The 23662-nt window shown below is 69.2% G+C and carries 12 protein-coding genes; 2 read left to right on the top strand and 10 right to left on the bottom strand.

Annotation, left to right across the window (positions count from 1 at the left end; genetic code table 11):
• Window positions 1–13 precede the first annotated feature (13 nt).
• The 9 genes from ACFVMC_RS27175 to ACFVMC_RS27135 all read right to left on the bottom strand — a co-directional run bounded on the left by ACFVMC_RS27175 (window position 14) and on the right by ACFVMC_RS27135 (window position 21483).
• Window positions 14–826, bottom strand: coding sequence for an ABC transporter permease (locus tag ACFVMC_RS27175; RefSeq protein ID WP_379215329.1), 813 nt, complete (start codon window positions 824–826; stop codon window positions 14–16).
• Window positions 823–1629 carry an ABC transporter permease gene (locus tag ACFVMC_RS27170; RefSeq protein WP_379214828.1) on the bottom strand — a complete coding sequence of 269 codons (807 nt, stop codon included), beginning with the start codon at window positions 1627–1629 and terminating at the stop codon, window positions 823–825. Before ACFVMC_RS27170 ends, ACFVMC_RS27175 begins: the two co-directional genes overlap by 4 nt.
• Window positions 1626–2594 carry an ATP-binding cassette domain-containing protein gene (locus ACFVMC_RS27165; RefSeq protein ID WP_379214826.1) on the bottom strand — a complete coding sequence of 323 codons (969 nt, stop codon included), beginning with the start codon at window positions 2592–2594 and terminating at the stop codon, window positions 1626–1628. The genes ACFVMC_RS27170 and ACFVMC_RS27165 overlap by 4 nt, the downstream gene beginning before the upstream one ends.
• Window positions 2584–15999, bottom strand: coding sequence for an amino acid adenylation domain-containing protein (locus tag ACFVMC_RS27160; RefSeq protein WP_379214824.1), 13416 nt, complete (start codon window positions 15997–15999; stop codon window positions 2584–2586). The genes ACFVMC_RS27165 and ACFVMC_RS27160 overlap by 11 nt, the downstream gene beginning before the upstream one ends.
• 171 nt (window positions 16000–16170) lie before the next feature.
• Window positions 16171–16569, bottom strand: coding sequence for a hypothetical protein (locus ACFVMC_RS27155; protein WP_379214822.1), 399 nt, complete (start codon window positions 16567–16569; stop codon window positions 16171–16173).
• Window positions 16570–16673: 104 nt separating this feature from the next.
• Window positions 16674–17873: an FAD-dependent monooxygenase gene (locus ACFVMC_RS27150; protein ID WP_379214820.1), complete on the bottom strand. Its 1200-nt coding sequence runs from the start codon at window positions 17871–17873 to the stop codon at window positions 16674–16676.
• Between the two features lie 177 nt (window positions 17874–18050).
• Window positions 18051–18698 (bottom strand): PadR family transcriptional regulator, encoded by a 648-nt coding sequence (locus ACFVMC_RS27145; protein WP_379214818.1) that lies wholly within the window; start codon window positions 18696–18698, stop codon window positions 18051–18053.
• Window positions 18699–18758: 60 nt separating this feature from the next.
• Window positions 18759–20795: an MDR family MFS transporter gene (locus ACFVMC_RS27140; RefSeq protein WP_379214816.1), complete on the bottom strand. Its 2037-nt coding sequence runs from the start codon at window positions 20793–20795 to the stop codon at window positions 18759–18761.
• Between the two features lie 58 nt (window positions 20796–20853).
• On the bottom strand, window positions 20854–21483 hold the full coding sequence (locus ACFVMC_RS27135; RefSeq protein WP_379214814.1) for a TetR/AcrR family transcriptional regulator: 630 nt from the start codon (window positions 21481–21483) through the stop codon (window positions 20854–20856).
• 114 nt (window positions 21484–21597) lie between these two features.
• Between ACFVMC_RS27135 and ACFVMC_RS27130 the strand changes: the two genes are divergently transcribed.
• Together ACFVMC_RS27130 and ACFVMC_RS27125 are read left to right on the top strand one after the other, a co-directional pair.
• Window positions 21598–21816 carry a hypothetical protein gene (locus tag ACFVMC_RS27130; RefSeq protein WP_379214813.1) on the top strand — a complete coding sequence of 73 codons (219 nt, stop codon included), beginning with the start codon at window positions 21598–21600 and terminating at the stop codon, window positions 21814–21816.
• Window positions 21817–22000: 184 nt separating this feature from the next.
• On the top strand, window positions 22001–22969 hold the full coding sequence (locus tag ACFVMC_RS27125; RefSeq protein ID WP_379214811.1) for a sigma-70 family RNA polymerase sigma factor: 969 nt from the start codon (window positions 22001–22003) through the stop codon (window positions 22967–22969).
• A gap of 44 nt (window positions 22970–23013) precedes the next feature.
• On the opposite strand, the gene ACFVMC_RS27120 is transcribed toward ACFVMC_RS27125, so the two are convergent.
• Window positions 23014–23646 carry a TetR/AcrR family transcriptional regulator gene (locus ACFVMC_RS27120; RefSeq protein WP_379214809.1) on the bottom strand — a complete coding sequence of 211 codons (633 nt, stop codon included), beginning with the start codon at window positions 23644–23646 and terminating at the stop codon, window positions 23014–23016.
• Window positions 23647–23662: the final 16 nt, after the last annotated feature.

Raw genomic sequence — 23662 nt, 5'->3', positions numbered from 1 at the left:
GCCAGCTTAGGCGTCAGGTTCGGCTCGCCCGCCGATACCCGATCCCGGCGGGCACCGCGAAGATCGCGAGCAGGGCCACCGACCACAGCACGGTCAGCAGCAGCGGGTGCGCGGTCGGACCGCCCAGCGCCAGCGCCTTCATCGCGTCCACGGCCACGGACATGGGTTGATTGCGCACCACCGGCTGGATCCACGCCGGGTACGCGATCAGCGGCACGAAACCGGTGCTGAAGAACATCAGCAGCGAGCTCAGAATCGTGATCCCCTCCACCAGTGTGGCTTTGGCGGTGAACACGGCAACGGCGGTGACCATGGTGGCGAACGCCAGCCCGAACAGCACCGGCACACCGACGAAGGCGAGGGCGGCGAACCAGCCGCGCTGGAAACGGAAACCGAGCAGGTGGCCCACGACGATCACCACCAGGGTGCCCGCCAGGATGCGGCAGCCCTCGGCCAGAATCCGGGCCAGCAGCCCCGAAGCGCGATGCACCGGCAGCACCCAGAAGCGCGCCAGCAGACCGGCATCGCGTTCCCGCCCGAGCATGACACCACCGGCGACCGCGCCGGAGAGCGCGCCGACGATCGCGACCATGGGCACCGACCCGTAGAGTGCGTTCGCGCCGGAGAACTTCTCGATCTGATTGCCGACCACGATGTCGAGCATGAGCAGCAGCAGACACGGAATGATCAGAGTCTCCAGCAGCGCCACCGGATTTCGCGACCAGCGCAGTAGCAGTCGCTGCGTCTGCACCGTCGTGTGCCGCAGCAGCGCGATCGGCGCCGTCTCGCCGGGACCGTGCGGGCGAAGCACCGACAGCACCATCATGCCCTCCTCGAACTCAGCCGGATCACCAGCGGCAGGCACACCACCAGGATTCCGAACACCCACAGCAGCGGCGGCCAACCCGGATCGCCCACCACAGCTTTCGAATCACCGGCCAGCGCACGCAGTCCGATCGCGAACTGCGAGATCGGCTGATTGCGCACGAATGGTTGTACCCAGGACGGGAATTGACTCGCGGGCGCGAGGCCGGTCGAGAGCATGCCGAGGATCAGCGGTGGCAGGACCAGTGCCTGGGTCGTCGCCTCCGGGCTCTTGGCAAGAGTCCCGATGACATCCGCGCCCAGGGTCAGCGCGAGCCCGATCAGCAGCGCGAACGCCAGGAAGCCGAGGGTGTGCGCGAGGTCGAGATGGAAGCGGAACCCGATCACGTACCCGGAAACCAGCGCCGCCGCCACTGCGATCAGCAGCCGGAAGACATTGCCCGCCATCCGCGCCGCGACCGGCACCAGCGGGCCGATCGGCATCGCGCCGAATCGGCGATCGAGGCCCGCGACGGCATCGGTCGCGGCACGAAAAGCCGCGCCGATCGCGGTGAACGCGGCGGCCTGGAGGATCACGATCGGCATCATGAACTGCGCGTAGCTGCTGAAACCGTGCCCGGCGAAGGTCATTACGGTCTTCAGCGGGATGTAGAAGCTCGCGGTGAAGGCCACCGGCGCGAGCACCGAGGACAGCACCTCACCGGTTCGCAGCGACGGCACGATCAGCCGCGTGGTCAGCACCCACCACTGCTGGACGCGGACCGGTGTGGCACGCACGTCGGCCAGCCAGACCCCCGCGGTCATGCCGGGTCCTCGGCAGCGGCCAGATGGCCGGTCAACTGGAGGAAGACGTCATCGAGCGAAGGACGGCGCAGCGCGATGTCGACCAGTTCGATATTCGCGTCGTCGAGACGGCGCAGCGCTTCGGCCAGGGTTTTCGCGCCGTCGGGGGCGGGGATGGCGACGCGGTCGGAGTCGGGGGTGAGCGCCGCCCGATTGCCCTGCGGCAGCAGGGAACCCAAGGCATCGGCGATGGCCGGGAGATCGGCCGGCGCGAGCGGCACCACCTCGCAGTAGGCGGCGCCGGTGCGGGCCTTGAGCTCATCGGCGGTGCCCTCGGCGATGACCACGCCGTGATCGATGACGATGATCCGGTCGCACAGTGCGTCGGCCTCCTCCAGGTACTGGGTGGTCAGCAAGGTGGTGATGCCGTGCTTGCGAAAGCCCGCGACCAGGTCCCAAACCCCCTGTCTGCTCCGCGGATCCAGGCCGGTGGTCGGTTCGTCGAGGAACACCACATCCGGGCGCACCACCAGGCCGCAGGCGATATCGATGCGCCGCCGCATGCCGCCGGAGTAGGTGCCGACCCGGCGACCCGCCGCCGACACCAGATCGAACTCGGCCAGTAGTTCATCGGCGCGGACCCGCGCGGCCCGTTTCCGCAGACCCATCAGCCGGCCGAACATCACGAGATTCTCGTAACCGCTGAGCATATCGTCGAGCGCGGCGAACTGGCCGGTCATCATGATGGCGCGGCGGACCGCCGCCGGATCGGCGACCACGTCGTGACCGGCGACACTGGCCCGGCCCCGGTCCGGCGCGATCAGGGTGGACAGGATGTTCACGGTGGTGGTCTTGCCCGCACCGTTGGGTCCGAGAATGCCGAGCACCTCCCCCGGCGCGGCAGCGAAATCCACTCCGCGCAAGGCTTTCACGGAGCCGAACGATTTCTCGACGGCCTCCACCACAACCCCGGTGTCAGTGCCCACTGGTTCCTCCAAGATGTCGGTCGAGCACGCGCGCGATTCCGGGCAGGACGTGCGGGGCTGTCAATTCGTCGTGGGTGACCGCGATCTCGTGCTCGGTGATCGCGCCGGTGACGTAGGGCTGCCAGCCCGCCGCGCCGAAGATCGCCGAAGTGTCCTCGGTCGCATGGAAATACAGCACGTCACCGTGGTAGGCGGGACGCTGATAGCCGGTGCGCGTGCGCGCGGAAGCGTTGTAGGAGCCCGCCATTCGCTCGAGCGTGCCCGCGTCGACCAATTCGGCGCCGACGCGGGCAGCGATCAGGTCGGCTGCCTGCTGCGCGGTGGCGTCGGCGGGGACGTTCTCGATGCCGAAGACCGCGCCGAAGGCGCTGACGAACGAACCGGCGGTGAGCGTTTCGATACTGTCGCCGTCGATATCGGCGGTATCGGCGTCCAGCAGCGCCAGCACGCCGACTTCCGCACCCGATCGCTCCAGGAGCACCGCGACGGCGTGTGCGATCAGCCCGCCGAACGACCAGCCGAGCAGGTGGTACGGGCCGGTCGGCTGGATCGCGCGGATCTCCCGGACATACCGGTGCGCGAAGTCCTCGATACTGCGGACCGGCGCTTCCCGGCCGCTCAGGTCCGGCGCCTGCAAGCCGTAGATCGGCCGGCCCGGGGCCAGGGCCTCCGCGAATCCCAGGTAGGTCCACGACATTCCGGAGGACGGGTGGATGCAGAACAGGGCCGGTTCGTCACCGGCCGGGCGGATGGGGAGCACGACATCCAGGCCGAGCGCCGAAGCCGGTGCCTGTCCCTCCGCCGCGCCCAGCTCGCGAGCCGCGTCGGTGTCCGCGAAAGCAGCTGCGGCGGTGAGTGCTTCGCCCCAGCGCCGCGCGAGTTCGGATACGGCCGCATGGTCGAAGAGGGTGACGGGGAAGCCGAAGCTCGCCCGCAATCGACCGTCGACGACGACCGCGTTCACATCGATCTCCGTCTGTAGCGGCACGTTCGGGTGTTCGCCTGCCGGGAGGTCGCCGAGTTCGTCGGTCGGGAGCCAGCCCAGTCCTTCCAATCCGGCGGGGATGTCGCTGACCGAATAGCGGCCGAGATAGTTGAAGCCGATGCGGCCGGGAAGTCGACGGGGAAGGTGCCGCGTTGTCTCGTCGTTCAGATATCTGAGCAGCCCGAAGCCGATGCCCTTGTCCGGGACCGCCAGGAGCCGATGCTTGACCGCCTGGATGAGTGATCCGAGTGCGGTCCCACCCGCCGCCGCCTGCGCGATATCTATGCCGCCGAGGTCGATTCGCAAGGGATAGATACTGGTGAACCAGCCGACCGTGCGCGAAAGATCCGCGCCGGGCACGACTTCCTGCTGTCTGCCATGGCCTTCCAGGCGCAGCAGCACGCTGCCCGTGGGAGCGGAGCGCCACTGTTCGACGGCCAGCGCCAGCGTAGCGAGCAGGGTGTCCTCCACCGAGCCGTGGAAAAGGGCGGGCAGGGTGGTGAGCAGTGCGGTGGTGACATCGGCCGGAAGCTCGAGGTCGACCATGCGCAACGTATGGGCCTGATCGATGCCGGGGTCGAGGTCGCGCGCGCCCAGTCCCGGGTCCGGACCATCGAGGACCGTTCGCCAATAGTCGAGTTCGGCTGTCCGGGTGGGTGTTCGGGCCTCCGCGGCGAGGGCATGCGACCAGCGGCGCATGGACGTGCCGGGGTCCGGCAGGACCGGGGTGGAGCCCGCCGAGAGCTGCGCCCAGGCGGCCATGAGATCCGGGATCAGGATGCGCCAGGAGACGCCGTCGACGACGAGATGGTGCGCGATGACGATCAGCCGTCCGGCCCGGCTGCGGTCCCCGGCCGCGCCGACCGGGTCCAGCCAGAGGAACCGCAGAACGACGCCCGCGGCCGGGTCCAGCTCGTTCATGGCCGAATCCACTTCGGCGGTAGCGTATTCGCGCAGGTCGACGGTATCGGCGTCGGCGGCGAACTCGACCCGGCGGACCAGGGCGGCGGGATCGGCCGTACCGGGTTCGGCGACCCACAGCCGCCATTCGCCGTCCTCCGCACGGAAGAGCCTGGCGCGCAGCATGTCATGGCGGTCGATTACCGCCGCGAGCGTGGCGACCAACTGGTCGTGGCGGATTCCCACGGGCAATTCCAGAACCGCGGTCTGCGCGAAGCGATCATGGTCGCCGCCGCGCTCGAGCATGTAGTGCACGATCGGCGGCAGCGGAATATCGCCCACGCCACCGCCCGGCAGTTCCGCCAAGGTGAGCTGCGGTCCGGCGGCATCGGCGACCGCCGCCAGCGCGGCCACCGTGCGATGCTCGAAAACCTGGAGCGGCGTGACGATCACACCGTGCTGCTTGGCGCGCGAGACCACCTGGATGGCCAGGATGCTGTCACCGCCCAGCGCGAAGAACGAGTCCGTCACACCGACTCGATCGCGCCCGAGCAGTTCGGCGTAGATCGACGCCAGCACGTCCTCGGTGGGCGTTCCCGGAGCGATGAACTCGCCCTGCTCGACACCGAATACAGGTTCCGGCAGCGCTTTTCGATCGAGCTTGCCCACCGCGTTCAGTGGGATGGCGTCCAGCACCACGAATGCCGCGGGCACCATGTAGCCGGGCAGGCGATCCGCCGCGTGCGCGCGCAACTGCTCGGCCTCGACCTCGGCACCGGGTTCTCGCACGATGTAGGCGGCCAGCGCCGTTGCCGCACCGGGTCCGTGCACACCCAGCGTCACCGCGAAGTCCACACCCGGCGCACGGCCCAGTACCGCATCGATCTCTCCGAGCTCGATGCGCTGCCCGCGCACCTTCACCTGGAAGTCGGTGCGCCCGAGGTACTCCAGCTCCAGACCGTCCGCTCGCACCCAGCGCACCAGGTCACCGGTGCGATACATCCGTGCCCCCACCGCACCGAACGGATTCGCGACGAACCGCGCCGCGTTCAGGTCAGCTCGCGCGTGATACCCGCGCGCCAGCGCAGGCCCCGCCACATACAACTCCCCCGCCACCCCGACCGGCACCGGCCGCAACCGCTGATCGAGCACCAGCGCCTGGGCCCCCCGAATCGGCCCGCCGATCGTCACCGTCGTCCCAGGCCGCAACGCCCCCGATCCGGTACCCCAGATCGTGAACTCGGTCGGCCCATACAGATTCACCATCCGCCGCTCGCCGAATCCGAGCGCGGCCCGCCTGCCTTCCGCGTCCGGCTCACCTGCCGACTCGCCAGCACCGGAGGCGGCCGGATCGACAGTCGGCTGCGCCCAGCGTTCGACGAGTTCGGGCCCCACGGCCTCACCGGCCACCGCGAGCACGCGGACGCTCGCGACTCGGGCCGGGTCCAGGGTGGCCAGGGCCGAGGGAGTGATCACCATGTGGGTGACCTGCTCGGATTCGATCAAATCGGTCAGCGCCTCGCCGCCGAACACGTCCGGTGGGGCGATGATCGCCGCACCGCCGGAGCCGAAGGCCATCAGCGCTTCGAAGATCGACGCGTCGAAACTGGGCGAGGCAACCTGCAACACCCGGGACTGCTCGTCCAAACCCAGCGACTCGCGCTGCGCCAGAACCAGATCCGCTATTCCACGATGGGAGACCGTGACCCCCTTGGGAGTTCCGGTCGACCCGGACGTGTAGATCATCCACGCGGCACGATCGAGCAGGGCCGGATCCGAATCCGGTAAGCCGGTGCGACCCTCGCGCGCGGTTAGAGCGACCTCGGGGGTAGCAGACGTCGGGGGTGTTTTCGTGGCGGCGGGTTCGACTGTATGAGGCGGAGTGGTCGGGTCGGCGTGGAAGGGGTTGTCCAGGTTCAGCCAGTGGGTGGTGTCGGGGAGGTTAGGGCGGTGGATGGTTCGAGTCAGGCCGAGGCGCGCACGGGAGTCGGTGAGCATGTGGGCTATGCGGTCGAGAGGGTGTTTCGGGTCGACCGGGAGAAAAGCGGCGCCGGTCTTGGTTACCGCCCAGATGCTCACGAGTAGCTCGATGCCACGGGGAAGGCCGAGGGCCACAACCGTTTCCGGCGCTGCACCCGCCGCGCGCAGCAGGTGTGCGAGCTGATCCGAGCGGGCGTCGAGTTCGGTGTAGGTCAGCCTGGTGCCGGCGCAGACGAGGGCGGTCCGGTGGGGGAAGCGCGCGGCCGTGGCGGTGAGCAGGTTCGGCAAGGTGATCGTGCCGGTGGACTCCGGCCCGCGGACCGGTACCAGCTCGGCGCGTTCGGCCGAATCCAGTAGATCGATGGCCGCCACGGGCAGGTCGGGTTCGGTGGTGATCGCGGTGAGCATGCGGAGCCAGCGGCGGATGTAGGAGTCGACGGTGGCGCGGTCGAAAAGGTCTGTCGCATAGGTGAGTACGCCCTCGATTCCGGCCGGCTCCGCGTCGGCGAGCCGTTCGCGCAGGTCGAAGGCGAGATCGAACTGTCCGGCCGCGCGTTCCAGCTCTTCGAGTTCGACACGCAACCCGGGCAATTCCAGAACGGGCTCGGTGAAGTTCTGTAGCGACAGGGTGACCTGGAAGATCGGGTGGTGGGCGGTCGAGCGGGACGGGTTCAGCACCTGGACCAGACGCTCGAAGGGAACGTCGGCATTCCCGAGGGCCGCGAGGTCCGATGTGCGGACAGCGCTGAGGAATTCACGGAAGTCGAGCGCGGGATCGACCTGCGTGCGCAGGGCGAGGGTGTTGACGAACATGCCCACCATGTCGTCCAGCGCCGCCGCACCACGCCCGGCCACCGCCGTGCCGACCACCACGTCGTCGGTATTGCCGAGCCGCCCGAGCAGTACCGCCAACGCGGCATGCACCACCATGAACACGCTGGCCTGCTGCGCGGCAGCGAGTTCCACGATCGCACGGTGCAGTTCGGCGTCCAGCGTGAAGTTCAGGTCGGCGGTGCGCATCGACTGCACGGCGGGCCGCGGCCGGTCGGCAGGCACCTCCAGTATCTCCGGCGCATCGGCGAGCGTTTCGCTCCAGTGCCGAATCTGCCGCGCCGCCAACGACTCCGGATCCGACTCCAGGCCGAGCAGGTCGCGATGCCACAGCGCAAAATCGGCGTATTGCACAGCGCGCGCCGGCAAGCCCCCACCGTACCCGGCCACGCGTGCCGCGTACGCCGTCATGAGATCCGCCGCCAGAGGTGCCATCGAGAACCCGTCGGCACTGATGTGGTGCACCACGAGCAGCACAACGTGCACCGGTTCCACACCATCGTGGGCCGAATCGGTGTCGTACGGCGGGATTCGAACCCCGCCGTTGGAGGCGTCCGCCTCCTGGGCGGGCAGGCGCAACAGCGTGACTCGGATCGGTGTATCGACGGTCAGGTCGAACCCTCGGGCGGCGAGGGTATTGATCCGATCGGTCAGAGGCGCGCCGTCCTCGATCTCGCGGACCTCGAGGGTGGGTACCGCCGAGTCGACGTCCAGGATCACCTGGCGCGGGCCCTGCGTGTCGGCGGGGTAGACGGTGCGGAGGGTTTCGTGGCGGCGGAGCACGTCGGTGAGCGCGTGGCGCATGACTGCCGGGTCGAAGGGGCCGGTGAGGCGCAGCGCGACGGTGATGTTGTAGGCGGCCGAGGTCGGGTCCAGTTGGTTCAGCACCCACATGCGCTGTTGTGCCGGAGACAGCGGGATGCGGTCGGGGCGCAGCCGCGGGGCCAGAGCGAAGGGGGCGCGGGCATCCTCGGTGGCGGGGACGACGCGGCCGGCCAACTGCGCCACGGAGGGTGCGTCGAACAGGTCGCGCAGGGCGATGGTGGAGCCGAGGGCCGCGTTCACCCGGGCGACGACCCGGGTCGCGCTGAGCGAGTTGCCGCCGAGTTCGAAGAACGACTGGTCGATCCCGACTCGCTCGGCTCCGATCACGTCGGCGAACACCTGCGCGACCGCCGCTTCGACCGGGGTGCGCGGTGCCAGATACCGGCGCTGCTGCCGCTCGAAATCCGGTACCGGCAAGGCTTTTCGGTCCAGCTTGCCGACCGGGGTCAGCGGCACGTCGTCGAGGACCATCAGGTGACCGGGCACCATGTACCCGGGCAGTCGACCCGCCACTCGATTGCGCAATCGTTCGGTGTCGAACTCGCTGCCGCCGGTACGCGCGGGCACGACATAGGACACGAGTACGGTCACGCCGCCGGGGCCGGGCATTCCGATGGTCGCCGCGTACTCGACGTCGGGATCGGCCCCGAGCACCGCGTCGATCTCCCCGAGCTCGATCCGCAGCCCGCGGATCTTGACCTGGAAGTCGCTGCGCCCCAGGTACTCCAGCTCGAGCGCGCCGTCGCGCGCTACCCACCGCACCATGTCGCCGGTGCGGTACATCCGCTCCCCCGGCACGTCGAACGGGTTCGCGACGAAACGTCCCGCGGTCATGGCGAATCGGTTGAAGTAGCCGCGCGCGATGGCCGGTCCGGCGAGATACAGCTCGCCCTCCACGCCGACCGGCACCGGCCGCAACCACCCGTCCAGCACCATGAGCGCCGCGCCGCGGATCGGGCCGCCCATGGTCACCGGTTCCCCGGCCCGCAGCTCACCCGGACCGGTCGCCCAGATGCTGAATTCGGTGGGGCCGTACAGGTTCAGCAGGCGCCTGCCCGCCGACCATTGCGCGGTCAGTTCGGCGCTCGCCGCCTCACCGGCGACCGAGAGCACCCGCAGTTCGGGAAGATCGCGCGGATCCATGGTGGCCAGCACGGAGGGGGTGATCACCGCGTGGGTCACCCGTTCGGTGCGCAGCAGCGCCTCGAGTTCGGCGCCGCCGTACACCTCGGGCGGCGACAGCACCAGCTGTCCGCCCATGCCGTGCGCGCACAGCATCTCGAACACCGACGCGTCGAAACTCGGTGAAGCCACCTGGAGTTCGCGAGCCGTTCGATCCAGCGCCAGCGATTCCCGCTGTGCTGTCACAAGATTGGCGACCCCACGATGACTCAGCAGTACCGCCTTGGGTTTTCCGGTCGAGCCGGAGGTGTAGATGAGGTAGGCGGTCTGATCCAGCCGGATCGCGCCGCCCCGTTCCGCGTCGGTGATCGGATCGGCCGATACGGTCATGACCCGGCGGATGGTGTTCAGTTCGTCGAGCAGCAGCCAGTCGATGGTGCCGGGCAGGGTGTCGCCGGTGGCGTGCACCGTGACCCCGATCGGTGCCTCGGAATCGGTGAGAATGTGCTCGATCCGCTCGACCGGATAGTTCGGGTCCAGCGGCAGGAAGGCCGCGCCGGTCTTGACCAGCGCCCACACCGCGACCACCGATTCGATGGAGCGGGTCAGCGCCAGCACCACGAACACCTCCGCGCCGACCCCGCGCCGCAGCAGCACCCGGGCGAACCGGTTGGACCAGGCGTCGAGTTCGCCGTAGGTCATGCTCACACCGCCCAGGCTTACCGCGACGGCGTCCGGGTCGATCGCCGCGCCCGCGGCGAGGATCTCGGGCATGGTGCGCTGCGGCACCGAGGGCGCGCCGCGGCGTGGCAGCAGCAGGGCCCGTTCGGCACGGTCGCAGTGCCGCAGCTGCGCGACCCGCGCCTGCGGCCGTTCGGCGAGCTGCCGGAGCAGCAGCACGAATCGATCCCGCAGGCGGCCCGCGTCCGCCGCCGTGAAGTGGTCGGCCAGGTACTTCACGGTGATGCGCAGGGTGTCCGGTTCGCCGGGTGCTCCGTGCAGCGGAATCACCATGAGGTTCAACGGGTATGGCGTCGCGTCGGTCCCGGAGACGTCCAGCACCCGCATGCCCGCGATGTCCAGCGAGCGGGACAGCGTCTCCCGGTCGATCGGATACGACTCGAAAACGGTGAGCGTGTCGAACAATTCGGCCAGGCCGACGGCTTGATGGATCTCGGCCAGCCCGATCTGCTGGTGATCCAGCAGGCACGCCTGTTCGGCCTGGATGCGCGAGAGCAGGTCCGTGACGCGCTCGGCCGGATCCAGTCGGATCCGCACCGGCAGCGTGTTGATGAACAACCCGACCATGTCTTCGACGCCCGCCAGGTGCGGCGGGCGGCCCGATACGGTGCCGCCGAACACGACATCGGTGCGACCGGTCAGCATGACCAGCAGCAGCGCCCATGCCGCCTGCACCGCGGTGTTCGTCGTGGCGCCGGCCGCGCGGGTGGTCACCGCCAGCCGCTCGACCAGCTCGGCCGGTAGATCCGCCGACACCATCCCGGCGGCGGACTGCACGCCGGCCAGGGTCGGCACCACTCGGGTCGGTGCGTCCACACCATCCAGGGCGGCCCGCCAGACCGCCGCGGAGTCCGTGCTGTCCGGCTCGGCCAGCCAGGCCAGGAAAGCCCGGTAGGACGGTGCGGGCGGCAGGATCTCCGTCATCGGCGCACCCGAGGCAGCGCCGACATACAACGTCAGGAGCTCGCGTACCAGCAGCGGCGTCGACCAACCATCCAGCACCACATGGTGATTGGTCATCAGCAGGGTGTATGTCTCGTCGTCGACCCGGATCAGCTGGAAGCGCAGCAGCGGCGGCCGGGTGAGGTCGAATCGGCAGTTGGCGTCGACCGCGACGAGACGGTCCAGATCCCGCGTATCGGTCAGCGGTCGCAGATCCACCTCGTGCCAACGCACTTCGGCGGCGTCGAGAACCAATTGCCGTGGACCGTCTTCGGTTTCGACGAAGGCGGCGCGCAGATTCGCGTGCCGATCGACCAAAGCCTGCGCGGCCGCGCGCAATCGGCGGGCATCGACCCGGCCGGACAGGGTGAGCCGGGTCTGCACGGTGTACCCGTCGGCGGTATCCGTGTCGTACAGCGCGTGGAACAGCAGCCCCGACTGCAAGGGCGACAGCGGCCAGACATCGGCGAGATCCGGGTACGCGCGCTCCCAGGCATCGATCTGCGGCTGGGTGAGCGGCACGAGCGGAAAATCCGACGGGGTGTGCCCGCCCGCCCCGGTGCGGGTGAGCGCTGTCAGGGCCGACAACCACAGATCCGCGAGTTCGCGCACCTGTTCGTCGTCCACTAGCCGCGAGGCATGGTCCCAGGTGACCTCGAGTCCGGTCGCGCCCATGATCGCGTTGATATCGATGACGGCGGGCAACGGCGCGCGATCGTCCTGGGTCGACGCGAAACGCTGTGGCAGCCAATCACCTTCATCGCCGGTGAGCGCCCGGCCCAGATAGTTGAAGCTGATCTGAGGTGTCGGCGCGGCCGAGAGCACCGCGGCGGTCTCCGGATTCAGGTAGCGCAGCATCCCGTAGCCGACTCCCTTGTCCGGCACCGCGCGCAACTGCTCCTTGGCGGACTTGAGCGCCGCCACGGCCGCCGGGCCACCGGCGAACGCGTCCGCCACATCGATGCCCGCCAGATCGATCGCGATCGGATACACGCTGGTGAACCATCCCGCGGTGCGCGCCAGATCCGCGCCGGGCAGTATCGAGTCCTCCCGCCCGTGCCCCTCCAGCGTGAACAGCGCACTGTCGCGATGCCGCCACCGGGCCACCGCCAGCGCCAGCGCGGTCAGCAGCACATCGTCCGCACCGCAGTGGAACCGCTGCGGCACCTCATCGAGCACGGCGGCTGCCACCGCGGCGGGCACGGTCGTGCGGATCCGCGCCCCGGTCGCGACCACGTCCACCGCCGGATCGATCGCCCGCGCACCGAGCAACGGATCCGGCGTCGCCGCGATTCGCTGCCAGATCGGCAACTCTCCCACCCGCCGCAGCGCCTCGTCGGCGTTGGCCTGCGCCCACCTCCGATACGAGGTCCCGATCGGCCGCAACTCCCCACCGCCGAACGCGGTAGCCAAGTCCGGCAACAGGATTCGCCATGTGACTCCGTCGGTCACCAGATGGTGCAGCACCACCCACAGCACCCCGCGCTGCCGATCACCATCCAAGGCCCCGCGGCGCTCGGACGCACCGCACTCGCCACCGATCGACGCCGCGGCGTCCTCCTGCCGCCCGCCACCGGGAGTCCGGATCAAGACGAATCCGGCGGTGACCCCGGCGGCTGGATCCAGGCGGTCAGCCGCTCGTTGCAGTTCGCGTTCGGCGATCTCGGCCGGCTCGCCCTCGGCTGTCACGACATCGATGAGCTGGGCGGCATCGACCGAACCCGGCTGGGAGACAGCCCAATCCCAGCCGTCGCCGCGTCGGCGCAGGCGGCTGCGCAGAACGTCATGCCGGTCCAGGAGGACCTGCACCGCCGAGGTCAGTCGCGCGGGCGTGACATCGGGCGGCAGGCCGATCAGCACCGCCTGGCTGTAGCGCTTCCAGGCCCCGCCCGATTCGAGCATGGCCCGCACGATCGGGGTCGGCGCGATGGGTCCTACCGCGCCGCCGGGCAATTCACGCACGGCGGTCGCGGCGGCATCGGTGGCGACGGCGGCCAGGGCGGCGACGGTCTTGCGCTCGAAGACATCTCGGGCGGTGAAGCTCAGGCCGGCGGCGCGCGCCCGCGAGACCAGCTGGATGGAGATGATGCTGTCGCCGCCGAGAGCGAAGAAGTTCTCGTCGACGCCGACACCGTCCACACCCAGAACTTCGGCGAACAGGCGAGCCAAGATTTCCTCGCGAGGCGTGGATGCCGCGCGACGATCGACCGTGCGGGTGCCGAAATCCGGTGCGGGCAGGGCGCGGCGGTCCACCTTGCCGACCGGGGTCAGCGGCACCGCGTCGATCTCCACGATGACCGTAGGCACCAGGTAGGACGGCAGATCCTGTGCCAGAGCCGCTTTCAGCGCTTCCGCTCCCGGACCGCCCCGCACGTAGGCCACCAGCGCGGTCGCTCCGGCGGGCGTCTTCGCGCCGAGGGTTAGCGCGAACTCGACCCCCGGCTGCCGTTGCAGCGCGGCGTCGATCTCCCCGAGTTCGATCCGGTATCCGCGCACCTTCACCTGGAAGTCGGTGCGTCCGGCGTACTCCAGCTCCCAGCGGCCCCCGCCGTGCCGCCAGCGCACCAGGTCGCCGGTGCGATAGAGCCGGGCGCCCGGGGTGTACGGGTCGGCGACGAACCGGCTGGCGGTCAACCCGTTGCGCCGGTGGTATCCCCGCGCCACCGCGGGACCGCCGAGATACAGCTCCCCGGTCGCGCCGGGGGCGACCGGCCGCAGCCACGGATCCAGCACCACCGCCCGCACTCCGCGCGCCAGGCCGCCGATGCGCACGGGCGCACCGGCTTCCAGCGGAGCGCTCACCGTGACGGTGATCGTGGTCTCGGTCGGGCCGTACCCGTTGAGCAGCCGCCGCCCGGCCCAGCGCGCCACCAGTTCGGGCGGGCACGCGTCACCGCCGACGATCACCGTGCGCAGCGCGGGCAGCGTCGCCGAGTCCAGGGATGCCACGACCGCGGGCGTCACATTCAAGTGCGTAACCCGTTGTGTACGAAGCACTTCCGACAGTTCGGACCCGGCGTATGCCTCGGGCGGCACCACCGCGACGGTCGCGCCGACGGCGAACGCCACCAGCAGTTCCTCGATCGAGATGTCGAAGCTGGGCGAAACCGCGTGCGCCATCACCGATTCGGCATCGACGCCGAAGGCCGCGCCGGAGTTCTCCACCAGGTTCGCCAGCCCGCGATGGGTCACGGCCACGCCTTTGGGCAGCCCGGTCGAACCGGAGGTGTAGATGAGGTAGGCGGGCTGGTCGACATGAATTCCGGCGATTCGGTCGCCATCGCCGACCGGGGATGAATCCTGTTCCGCCACTGCCTTTTCTGTCGTCGCGGCATCGACGATGAGCCAGGACAGCCCGTCGGGCAGCGCCGGCCGCGCCGCCGCGATCGTCAGTCCGGTGACCGCGCCGCTGTCTCGTACCATGTATTCGATCCGATCGCCCGGATACCCCGGATCGATCGGAACGAACGCCGCTCCGGTCTTCGCCACCGCCCACAGGGCAAGCACCGATTCCGCCGAGCGTGGAATGGAGATCGCCACGGCCTGTTCCGGTCCCGCACCGGCCGCGATCAGCAGCCGCGCGAGCCGGTTGGTGTACGCGTCGACCTCGCCGTAGGTCAGCTGCCGTCCGCCGCCGCGCAGCGCGACCGCTGTCGGGTCGAGATCGGCTCCCGCACCGAGGATCTCGGGCAACGTCCGGGCCCGAGCGCCCTCCGCCCCGCGCGCGGGCGCCAATTCGGCGACCTCGTCGTCGAACAGCACCGACACCGCCGACAGCGGCGCCTCGGCGCCGGCGACCAGAAAGCGGTGCAGGAACGCCAGAAAGCGCCGATGGTGCCCGGCCAGCTCCGCCTCGCCGTACAGGTTCGGATTCGCCTGGAAATCGATATGCGTCCGCTCCGCCCCCGCGCCGGGATACAGGTTCAGGAACAGGTCGTCGATCATCCCGGAGGTGAGCACCCGCATCCGCCCGGTGACCTCGCCGAGCTCGATCCTGGTATCCACCATCATCAGGTTCACCGTCGGCCCGAACGACGCGCCCTCGTCCACGGCCCAGCCCAGGTCCCGGACGATGTCCTCCTGCCGATAGCGCTGCCGCCGCAGCGCGGAGGTGAGCTCGCCCTGGGCGGCGCGGATGAACTCGCCGACCGTCGTCGCGGCGGGGGCGCGCAGCCGCAGCGGCACCACATTGGCCACCATGCCGCCGGAGCGCCGCAGTGCGGCCGTGGTCCGGCCCGACACCGGCAGGCTCAGCACCACTTCCGGCGCACCCGTCATCGCGCTCAGATAGGCGCCGAACGCCGCCACCACGATCGGCGCAACACTCGAGTTCTCCGCCTTGGCCACGCTGTCGAGCAATTCCGCGGTGCCGGAGGGCAATTCGCCCGCCGCGACCCGTGGATGCGCGTCCACCTCGGCCGCGCGCCCGGACAATCCGACCGGCTCGGCCATGCCCGCGAGGTGCTCGCGCCAATACTGTGCGTCCGCCCCGAACCGCGGCGAATCCCGGTAGGCGGCATCGCTGTCGATGATCGTGCGCAGATCCGCGGCCCGGTTCGGCGGCCGGCCGCCGCCGGTGCGCTTCGCGTTGTACAGCTCGGCGGTGCGTTGCAGCATGGTCATCGCGCCGAACCCGTCGAGCACGATGTGATGGATCCGCTGATACCAGTACCAGTGCTCCTCGGCCAGCCGCAGCAGCACATAGCAGCCGAGCGGGTCGCGCAGCAGATCCAGCGGCGCGGTGTATTCCGCGCTCATCCACGCCTGCGCGGCCGCCACCGGATCGGCTTCCGCGCGCAGATCCAGTACCGGGATCCGGTCGTCCTGCTCGGTATCGACCATCTGACAGGGAAATCCGTCGACCTCGAGCAGCCGGACATAGCCGGTGCCGAATTCGCGGCCGGCCTGGCGCGCGGCGTCGGCGAGCAGTTCGACATCGACGGGTCCGGCGAATTCGACGTACTGCGCGATGGAGATCGGGGTCGCGCCCGCGAAATGCTGGGCGAACCAGATTCCGCGCTGAGCCGCGGAGAGCGGAAACGCGCCGGCGGGCAACTGATCCGGGGAGAAAGGCGGCATACGGGGTCCTGGAAGATCAGGAGATAGCCAGTGAGGACAGGAGAATGCGCGCCGCACCGCGGTGGGGCGCGGCGCGCAGCCGACCGCGGGGGAGCGCGGCGGATTCGACCAGCGTGCGCAGAAATTCTTCCCCAGGAGTCTATCTCGCGGTAAGACGCGGACAACGAGAAATCAGCAGGCCTGCGGCACGTGGAAAAGATCGGCGTCGGTGATCGGGGCGTCGGATCCGGTGAGGTAGCCGAGCAGGGTCGAGCGATCGTCGAGCAGCAGCCAGTCGACGGTGTCGGTGAGCCCGCCGCGATCCTGTTTGGTGGTGACCCCGAGGTGGCCGCCGAGCGCGGCCGAGTCGGCGGAAACCATGGTGGCGCCGATCTTCTCGACCGCCCAGCGGGTCACCACGAACTCGACGGCGGGCTCGACCGCCACCGCGATCCGGGTGCCCGGCGCGCCACCGCGCGCCAGCAGCACCCGGGCCAGCCGGTTGGACCAGCGGTCCAGGTAGTCGCGGTCCGATACCGCGGCAACCTGGTTCGCGGCGCTGCGGTTCCGATCGAGGTGCGCGGTGTTCATGAGGTGGTCCTCCGAGGTCGTCCGATGCGGTACGACTTCAAATTTCCCCTGTTCAGCGGCTATTCGACAGGAACCCCAGTGCTGGCACACCCGCCACCGGGGTGTTACCGATTCGCCACCCTGGGTGGTGTGACGGCGTCCCAGTCGATCCGATAGCGCTGTTCGGCGCCGAGCTGCTTCTCCTGGTCGGTCAGCTTGAACATCATCGGCATCACCAGGTTCATCATCTTCCGCGCCAGCGGGCCCGGGGTCTTGCTGTGGTTGATCCGCGCCGCCCGCTCGGCCACCCCCTCGACCCGTGCGCGCCGCGCTCGCTCGTAGGCCGCGAAGGCCTGCCCGTGCGGCAGATCGCGCAGGCAGCGCGCCAGCTCGATCGCGCTCTCGATCCCCAGCGAAGCGCCCTGGCCGGAACTGTTGGACGGCGCGTGCACCGAATCACCGACCAGCACCATGCGCCCGCGATACCACCGCGGCACCGGCGGCATGATGTGCAGCGCCCCGGTGACCTCCAGGTTCTCGACGGTCGTCGCCGCCACCAGCTTGCCGCCCGCGTCGTCGCCGCCGTAGGTCTCGCGCAGGATCTCGAGCCAGTGCTCGGCGGGCAGCGCCCGCGCCTCGGTCAGCGAAAGATACTGCTTGCTGGGCAGATTCGCGCCCCACAGGAAGCGGCCGCCACCGAGTCCGCCGTAGAGGTAGTAGGCGCGCCGGCCGAACGCGAACACCATGGTGCCCGGTGCGGTGTCGAGATCGCACTCGACCGTCGCGCCGAAGCCGAGCATTCCGGTGTAGTCCGGACCGGGTGCGTTCGGATCGATCAGTGTGCGCACCGTCGAGCGGATGCCGTCGGCCCCGATGAGCACGTCGGCGGTGGCGCTGGCGCCGTCGGCGAAGTGCGCGGTGATGCCGTCGGCGTGCTCGTCGACGCGTATCAGCCGCCGGTCGTACTCGAACGACACACCGGCCTCGACGGCATGATCGTGCAGCGTCCGGTGCAGATCGCTGCGATCGACCAGTTGCAGCGGCTCCACTCCGGGCAGGGTGGGCACCCGATGGATCTTGCCGCCGACCGACAGCGACATATCGGAGACGGGAAACGCGATGTCGCGCACCCGATCTCCGGCGCCGATCAGATCGAGCGCGGCCACGCCGTTGGGTGCGAGCGCGAGCCCGCTGCCGATATTGAACGAGGGCCCGGGATAAGCCTCGCAGACGCGGGCGTCGATACCCGCCTTGCGCAGTGCGGTCGCGGCGACCGGCCCGGCGATGCCGCCGCCGATGACCAGTGCGGAACGTGTTGTGGACATGGGTGTACTCCGATTCGGTGTGTGGAAGGTTCCCCGACACCGTTCCGCCGACCACCCGGCTATCCTGTGGTTGCCAAACCTTGGGCTGGGTGCGCGTACGCGGGCACGGTTCGAGACGGTTCGCTCGAGCTCGGCGGTGGTGTTGCCGCACCTCCGCCGGGCCCGGGTCCTGCTGGATTACTCCGGTTTCTCCCCCCTCTCCACAATCGCGAAGACGTCGGCCGGGTCGATGTTCTCGGCGTGCATCCGCCGCCAGAACTCCAGATCGGGGAAATCGCCGTCGACGAGTTCGGCACGGAAGGACCGCGCCCAGGCCACCTCGGCGTTCAGCATCGCCAGGCTGTATTCGGTTTCCACGGTGAACAGCCGCGGCAGCGCGCCCGCCAGGGCCGCCAGTTCGCGCTCGATCTCGCCGATGGTCTGCTCGAGTGTGGCGATCCGCCGGGCCAGCAGTTCGATCACCAGCTCGGGCGGCAGCACACCCAGGATCGACAGACCCGCGGTGAATCGCGTCGCCTCCAGTTCCGGATCGGCGATCAGCTCGGTGGTCCACTCCCGCATTTCGGCGCGGCCGACGTCGGTGATCCGGTAGATCACCCGCTCGGGGCGGGCGCCTTCGCGTTCGCTGCCGACCTCCTCCAGGAAACCGGCCTTGGCCATGTTCTGCACGACCGTGTACAGCGAGCCCCACTTGATGTCCATATCGCGGTCCTTGCCGCGTTCCTTCAGCTTGGAGGCGATCTCGTAGCGGTGCATCGGCCGTTCGACGATGACGGACAGCACTGCCAGCGCCAGCAGATTGTTGACCTTGCGTTTGATGGCCATGACACCTCCTTACTCGTAGACGAGTATACGTCTACGAGTATTCGCTCACAAGTATTTGGCTCAGGTCCGTGCGGAGTCGAATTCCAGCTGGTCATCCAGCAATTTCCGGGCGATATTGTCCAGCGCCTGGTCCAGCAGCGCGCTGTCCACCGGATCACGGTCGTCCCAGTCGTCGATCCGGCCGCTCAGCCAGCGACGCCAGGCCTGATGCACCCGATCCACTTCCGCCCGGCCGACGGGGGTCAGCGTCAGATTCCCATCATCGGCATCGACGAAGCCCGCGCCGATCACCTTCAGCAGCACCGGCTCGACCACCTCGTCCGGCACCCGATGCGCCTGCGCGATCGAGGCGATGCTCGCGCCGCCGCGAATCCGGTTGTGCAGGTAGATCTGCCGCAACGCCCACGCCTGGCCCCGGCTCAGCTCACTGCCCGCGTCGGCCAGGATGCGCGAGTGGACCGAACCGCCCTCCGTGTGCGCCTTGCGCATCGTGACCGACACCGCCCGCTCCAGCAGCGCCACCCGATCGCCGTGATCCGGCATCGAGAAGCCCTCGCCCACATCGGTCGCCCCGCCGCGAATGCTGTCGCGCAGCGGCACCTGCTTCAGAAACCAGGCCACGACGAATGCGAGGATCGCGACCGGCACCACCCACTGGAACACATAGTTGATCGACGCCGCGTAGGCGTCGATGATCGGCACCGACTGCTCCGGCGGAAGATTGCGCAGCGCTTCGGGATTCGAAGCCACCGCAGGTGACACCCCGGGCACCTCCGCCAGCGCCCGCGCCAGATTCGGCGTCAGCTGGTTGGTATACAGCGTGCCGAAAATCGCCGCGCCGAACGCACTTCCGAGCGTGCGAAAGAAGGTGACGCCGGAGGTCGCGGTGCCCAGATCGGCATAGGGCACGGTGTTCTGCACCACGATGGTGAGCACCTGCATGGACAGGCCGATGCCCATGCCGAGCACCAGCAGATACAGCGACTCCAGCCAGGGCCCGGTGGACCGGCCCATGGTCGACATCAGGAACAGGCCCAGCGCCGTCACCGCGGTGCCCACGATCGGAAAGTATTTGTAGCGGCCGGTTTTCGCGACCACCTGGCCGGACAGGATCGAGGTGAACATCAGCCCCACCACCAGCGGCAGCGTCCGCACCCCGGACATGGTGGCCGAAACTCCGTCCACGTACTGGAAATACGCGGGCAGGAACGTCATCGAACCGATCATGGCGAAGCCGACGATGAAGCTCAGGATCGAGCACACCGTGAAGACATTGCTACGGAACAGCTTCATCGGCAGCATGGGCTCGCGCGAACGCAACTCCACCAGCACGAAGGCCACGAGCAGCACCACCGCCGCGGCGAACAGGGCGACGATCTGCCAAGAGCCCCAGGGATATTCCTGCCCGCCGAACTCCAGGCCGAGGATCAGACACGAGACGCCGGCCGCCACCAGGCCGATGCCGGCGTAGTCGATGATCGGCCGGGCGAGGGCTCGCACATGCGGAATCGTCCGCGCCGCCAGCGCGATCATGATGATCGCGATCGGCACATTGACATAGAAGCACCAGCGCCAGCTGGCGTGGTCGGTGAACAGGCCGCCCAGCGTCGGCCCCACGACGGTGGTGACGCCGAAGACCGCGCCGAGCGCGCCCTGATACTTCCCGCGTTCCCGCAGCGGGATGGTGTCGGCGATCAGCGCCATGGCGGTCACCATGAGACCGCCCGCACCGACGCCCTGGATGCCGCGCGCGACGATCAGCAGCAGCATGTCGTGGGCCAGACCGGCCAGCGCCGACCCGGCGATGAAGATGATTCCGCTGAGCTGGAAGACGAGCTTGCGCCCGAACAGATCGCCGAGCTTGCCCGCGAGCGCCGTCGACACCGCCTCGGTCAGCATGTACGCGGTGACCACCCAGGCCATGTGCCCGGCGCCGCCGAGATCGGCGACGATGCTGGGCAGTGCCGCCGAGACGATGGTCTGATCGAGCGCGGCCATCAGCATGCCCAGCACGATGGTGCCGAAGATCAGATTGATCCGGCCGCGACTCAGCGCTTCCGGCGCGGACTTCTCGGCAACAGCTACCGCCTCGGTCATGCGGCCAGTATGGTCCGATGCCATTGCCCAAATAGGCCAGCGACACGGCAGCTATCGACTAGCGGACCGCGTAGCGCTCCAGACCCGGCGCAAGTACGTCGAAGGCGCGGCCGATGTAGCCGGTGAGCGCGGCGGCGATCACGTCATTGGACTCCCCCGCCAGCGTGCGCCGCATGGTCTCCTCGAACAGCACCCGATGCACTCCGGCGAGCTGCGCGGCCGCGACCCGCGGCGTGATGTCACCCGGTTCAGCCGCGGTCTCCGCGGCCAGCGCGCGCGCCAATGCCGCCTCACGCTCCTCGTGGAACTCGCGCAACCGGCCCAGCAGGGCCGGACTGTCGGCGATCAGCTTGGCGAAGTCGGGACCGGAGAAGCCGACCACGGGGCTCTGCTCGGCAGCGGCGGCCAGGTAGGCCCGCCGCAGCGCCGCCAGCGCCGACTCGCCCGGCTCCCGCTCGCGCACCGTCGCGGCGAGCTGCTCGACGAAGACCGGGCCCAGATCCAGGGCGAGATCCTCCTTGCGCGGGAAGTAGTTGGTCACCGTCATCTTCGCGACATCGGCCGCGGCCGCGACATCGGCGATGGTGACCTTGTCGAAGCCGCGCTCCAGGAACAGGCGGGTGGCCCGATCCGAGATCGTGTCCCTGGTCTGCTGTTTCTTCCGTGCGCGGAGTCCCTGTTCGCTCATGCCGGAGAGCCTATCTGAATTCGTCATAAATTTGTACTTGACATATTTTTAGGTTCGATCTAAGTTTGTCTTCGTTGCCGGAGACGGCACACGATCGAAGGAGAAACCCAGCGCATGATTCACGGCCCTGATATCGCAGCCCCGCGTCAGACCATCCAGATCGACCCCCAGGGAGCAGCCACCATGGCCAAATACATCGTGTACACCGACAAATCCCGCACGGGCGCAACGCAATTCCCGCTCCAGCGGGACAAGCGGCGCAATCCCGGCCCGACCCGCGCACAGGTCGACCGCGTGCCGGTCCGCCGCCCGCTGCGAATCCCCGGGCGATAAGAGGTCGGCCGGAGCGGAATATTCGGCGCCCGGGCGCACTTCTACCTGGCACTGATCCGCAACGACCCCTCCGATGCCCACCGCGATGCCGGATGCGGCCACCCCGCATTCGCCGCGCACCCGCCGGTGGCCGACGACCCCTCACGTCGGCCACCGGCACCCGTCCCGATCGAAAGGCCCTCGTATGCCTCAGTTCTGCGCCACCCGCCGCCTCGCCCCGACCACCGGCTCGGTCAGCGAGGACCCGATCCGGGACTACCTGCGCGCCATCGGCCGCACCCCCCTGCTCACCGCCGCAGAGGAAGTCGAACTGGCCGCCTACATCCAGGCCGGCCTGACCGCCCAGCAGCAACTGGACGAGAGTGCCGCCGCCGGAACCGAACTCGACGCCGCCACCCGGCGCGCCCTGCGCCGCACCGTCGTCGACGGTGAGCGCGCCAAGGAGCACATGGTCGAGGCCAACCTGCGCCTGGTGGTATCCATCGCCAAGCGCTACCCGGTGCCGACCGGGATGTCACTGCTGGATCTGGTGCAGGAGGGCACCTTCGGGCTGATCCGCGCGATCGAGAAGTTCGAGGCCGAACGCGGGCTGAAACTGTCCACCTACGCCACCTGGTGGATTCGTCAGTCCATCGGGCGCGCACTGGCCGATCAGGGCCGCACCATCCGGATCCCGGTTCATGTGGTCGAGGTGCTCAACAAGGTGACCCGCGCCCAGCGCACCCTGTCGCAGCAGCTGGGCCGCGCGGCCACCCCGGCCGAGATCGCCGCCGAACTCGACCTGCCGGTCGAGCAGATCGAAGAGGTCATGCGGCACGGCCGCACGCCGATCTCACTACACACTCCGGTCGGCGACGAGGACGACACCGAACTCGGCAACCTGATCGCCGACGCTGCCCCGGACCCGGCCGACCTGGTCGCGGCAAGCCAGGTGCGCGGCCGCCTCGACGCCGTGCTGGCCACCCTCAGCGATCGCGAACGCGAGGTCATCCTGCTGCGCTTCGGCCTGGACCGCGGCGAACCCCGCACCCTGGAGGAAGTGGGTACCGCCCTCGGCGTCTCCCGCGAACGCATCCGCCAGCTCGAGGCGAAGGCCCTGGGCAAACTCCGCCAGCCCAGCCGCCGCCGCAACCTCGCCGACATGCTCGGTTAGACGGACGCTTCCGCCGATCGCCGACCGGACGGGCCGGAGCCCGGCTATACCGGCGTCTCGATCAGCGCGAGGGAGATCGGTACCAGCAGGTCGACCAGCTGGATGACCGGCGGACGCGGGTCGGCGAGCAGCCATTCGCTGGTCAGGCCGTTGGTGGCGCCGATAAAGGCGGATGCGCCCAGGTAGGTGCCGCCCCGCAGATGGCCGCCGGGGGCGACCTTCGGGAGGACGACCGTCTCCAGCAGGTCGGCCCACTTGTGGCGGCGGGCGCGGCGGTGCTGCTCCATGCGCTCGCTGACCCCGACCACCTCGATGAAGGCCACCTTGGCGCGGAACGGATCGGAGCCGATCGAGCCGAGGTAGGCCGTCAGCGCCGTGTGCATGGCGGTCTGCGCGTCGGTGGCCGAATCCAGTTCGCGCACAGCGGCGATCACCGCCGCGGCGGCGTCCTGCTGGATTCGGTCGTAGGCCGCGACCAGCACGTCCTCCCTGGTCTGGAACTCCTCGTAGAACTGTCGCTTGGACAGTCCGGCGGCGGCGCAGACATCGGCGAGGGAGCAATCGGTGTAGCCGCGCTCGGCGAAGATCTTGGTCGCGGCGTCGAGGAACCGTTCCCGGCGTTCGGCCTTGCGTTCGGCGACGGCGCGTCCGCCGTACTGCCTGCCCAGGGTTGTCACGCGTTCACGGTACCCA

It is taken from the genome of Nocardia sp. NPDC127579 (genome assembly GCF_042672005.1).
In the GTDB taxonomy this organism is placed as follows: domain Bacteria; phylum Actinomycetota; class Actinomycetes; order Mycobacteriales; family Mycobacteriaceae; genus Nocardia.
Note: the sequence above shows the minus strand (reverse complement) of the source record. Positions and strands in the feature narration are given on the sequence as shown.

Bases quoted from the DNA above. Each gene is read 5' to 3' on its own strand.
- ACFVMC_RS27175 (WP_379215329.1), bottom strand. From the start codon at position 826: ATGATGGTGCTGTCGGTGCTTCGCCCGCACGGTCCCGGCGAGACGGCG.
- ACFVMC_RS27170 (WP_379214828.1), bottom strand. From the start codon at position 1,629: ATGACCGCGGGGGTCTGGCTGGCCGACGTGCGTGCCACACCGGTCCGC.
- ACFVMC_RS27160 (WP_379214824.1), bottom strand. From the start codon at position 15,999: ATGCCGCCTTTCTCCCCGGATCAGTTGCCCGCCGGCGCGTTTCCGCTC.
- ACFVMC_RS27155 (WP_379214822.1), bottom strand. From the start codon at position 16,569: ATGAACACCGCGCACCTCGATCGGAACCGCAGCGCCGCGAACCAGGTT.
- ACFVMC_RS27150 (WP_379214820.1), bottom strand. From the start codon at position 17,873: ATGTCCACAACACGTTCCGCACTGGTCATCGGCGGCGGCATCGCCGGG.
- ACFVMC_RS27145 (WP_379214818.1), bottom strand. From the start codon at position 18,698: ATGGCCATCAAACGCAAGGTCAACAATCTGCTGGCGCTGGCAGTGCTG.
- ACFVMC_RS27140 (WP_379214816.1), bottom strand. From the start codon at position 20,795: ATGACCGAGGCGGTAGCTGTTGCCGAGAAGTCCGCGCCGGAAGCGCTG.
- ACFVMC_RS27135 (WP_379214814.1), bottom strand. From the start codon at position 21,483: ATGAGCGAACAGGGACTCCGCGCACGGAAGAAACAGCAGACCAGGGAC.
- ACFVMC_RS27130 (WP_379214813.1), top strand. From the start codon at position 21,598: ATGATTCACGGCCCTGATATCGCAGCCCCGCGTCAGACCATCCAGATC.
- ACFVMC_RS27125 (WP_379214811.1), top strand. From the start codon at position 22,001: ATGCCTCAGTTCTGCGCCACCCGCCGCCTCGCCCCGACCACCGGCTCG.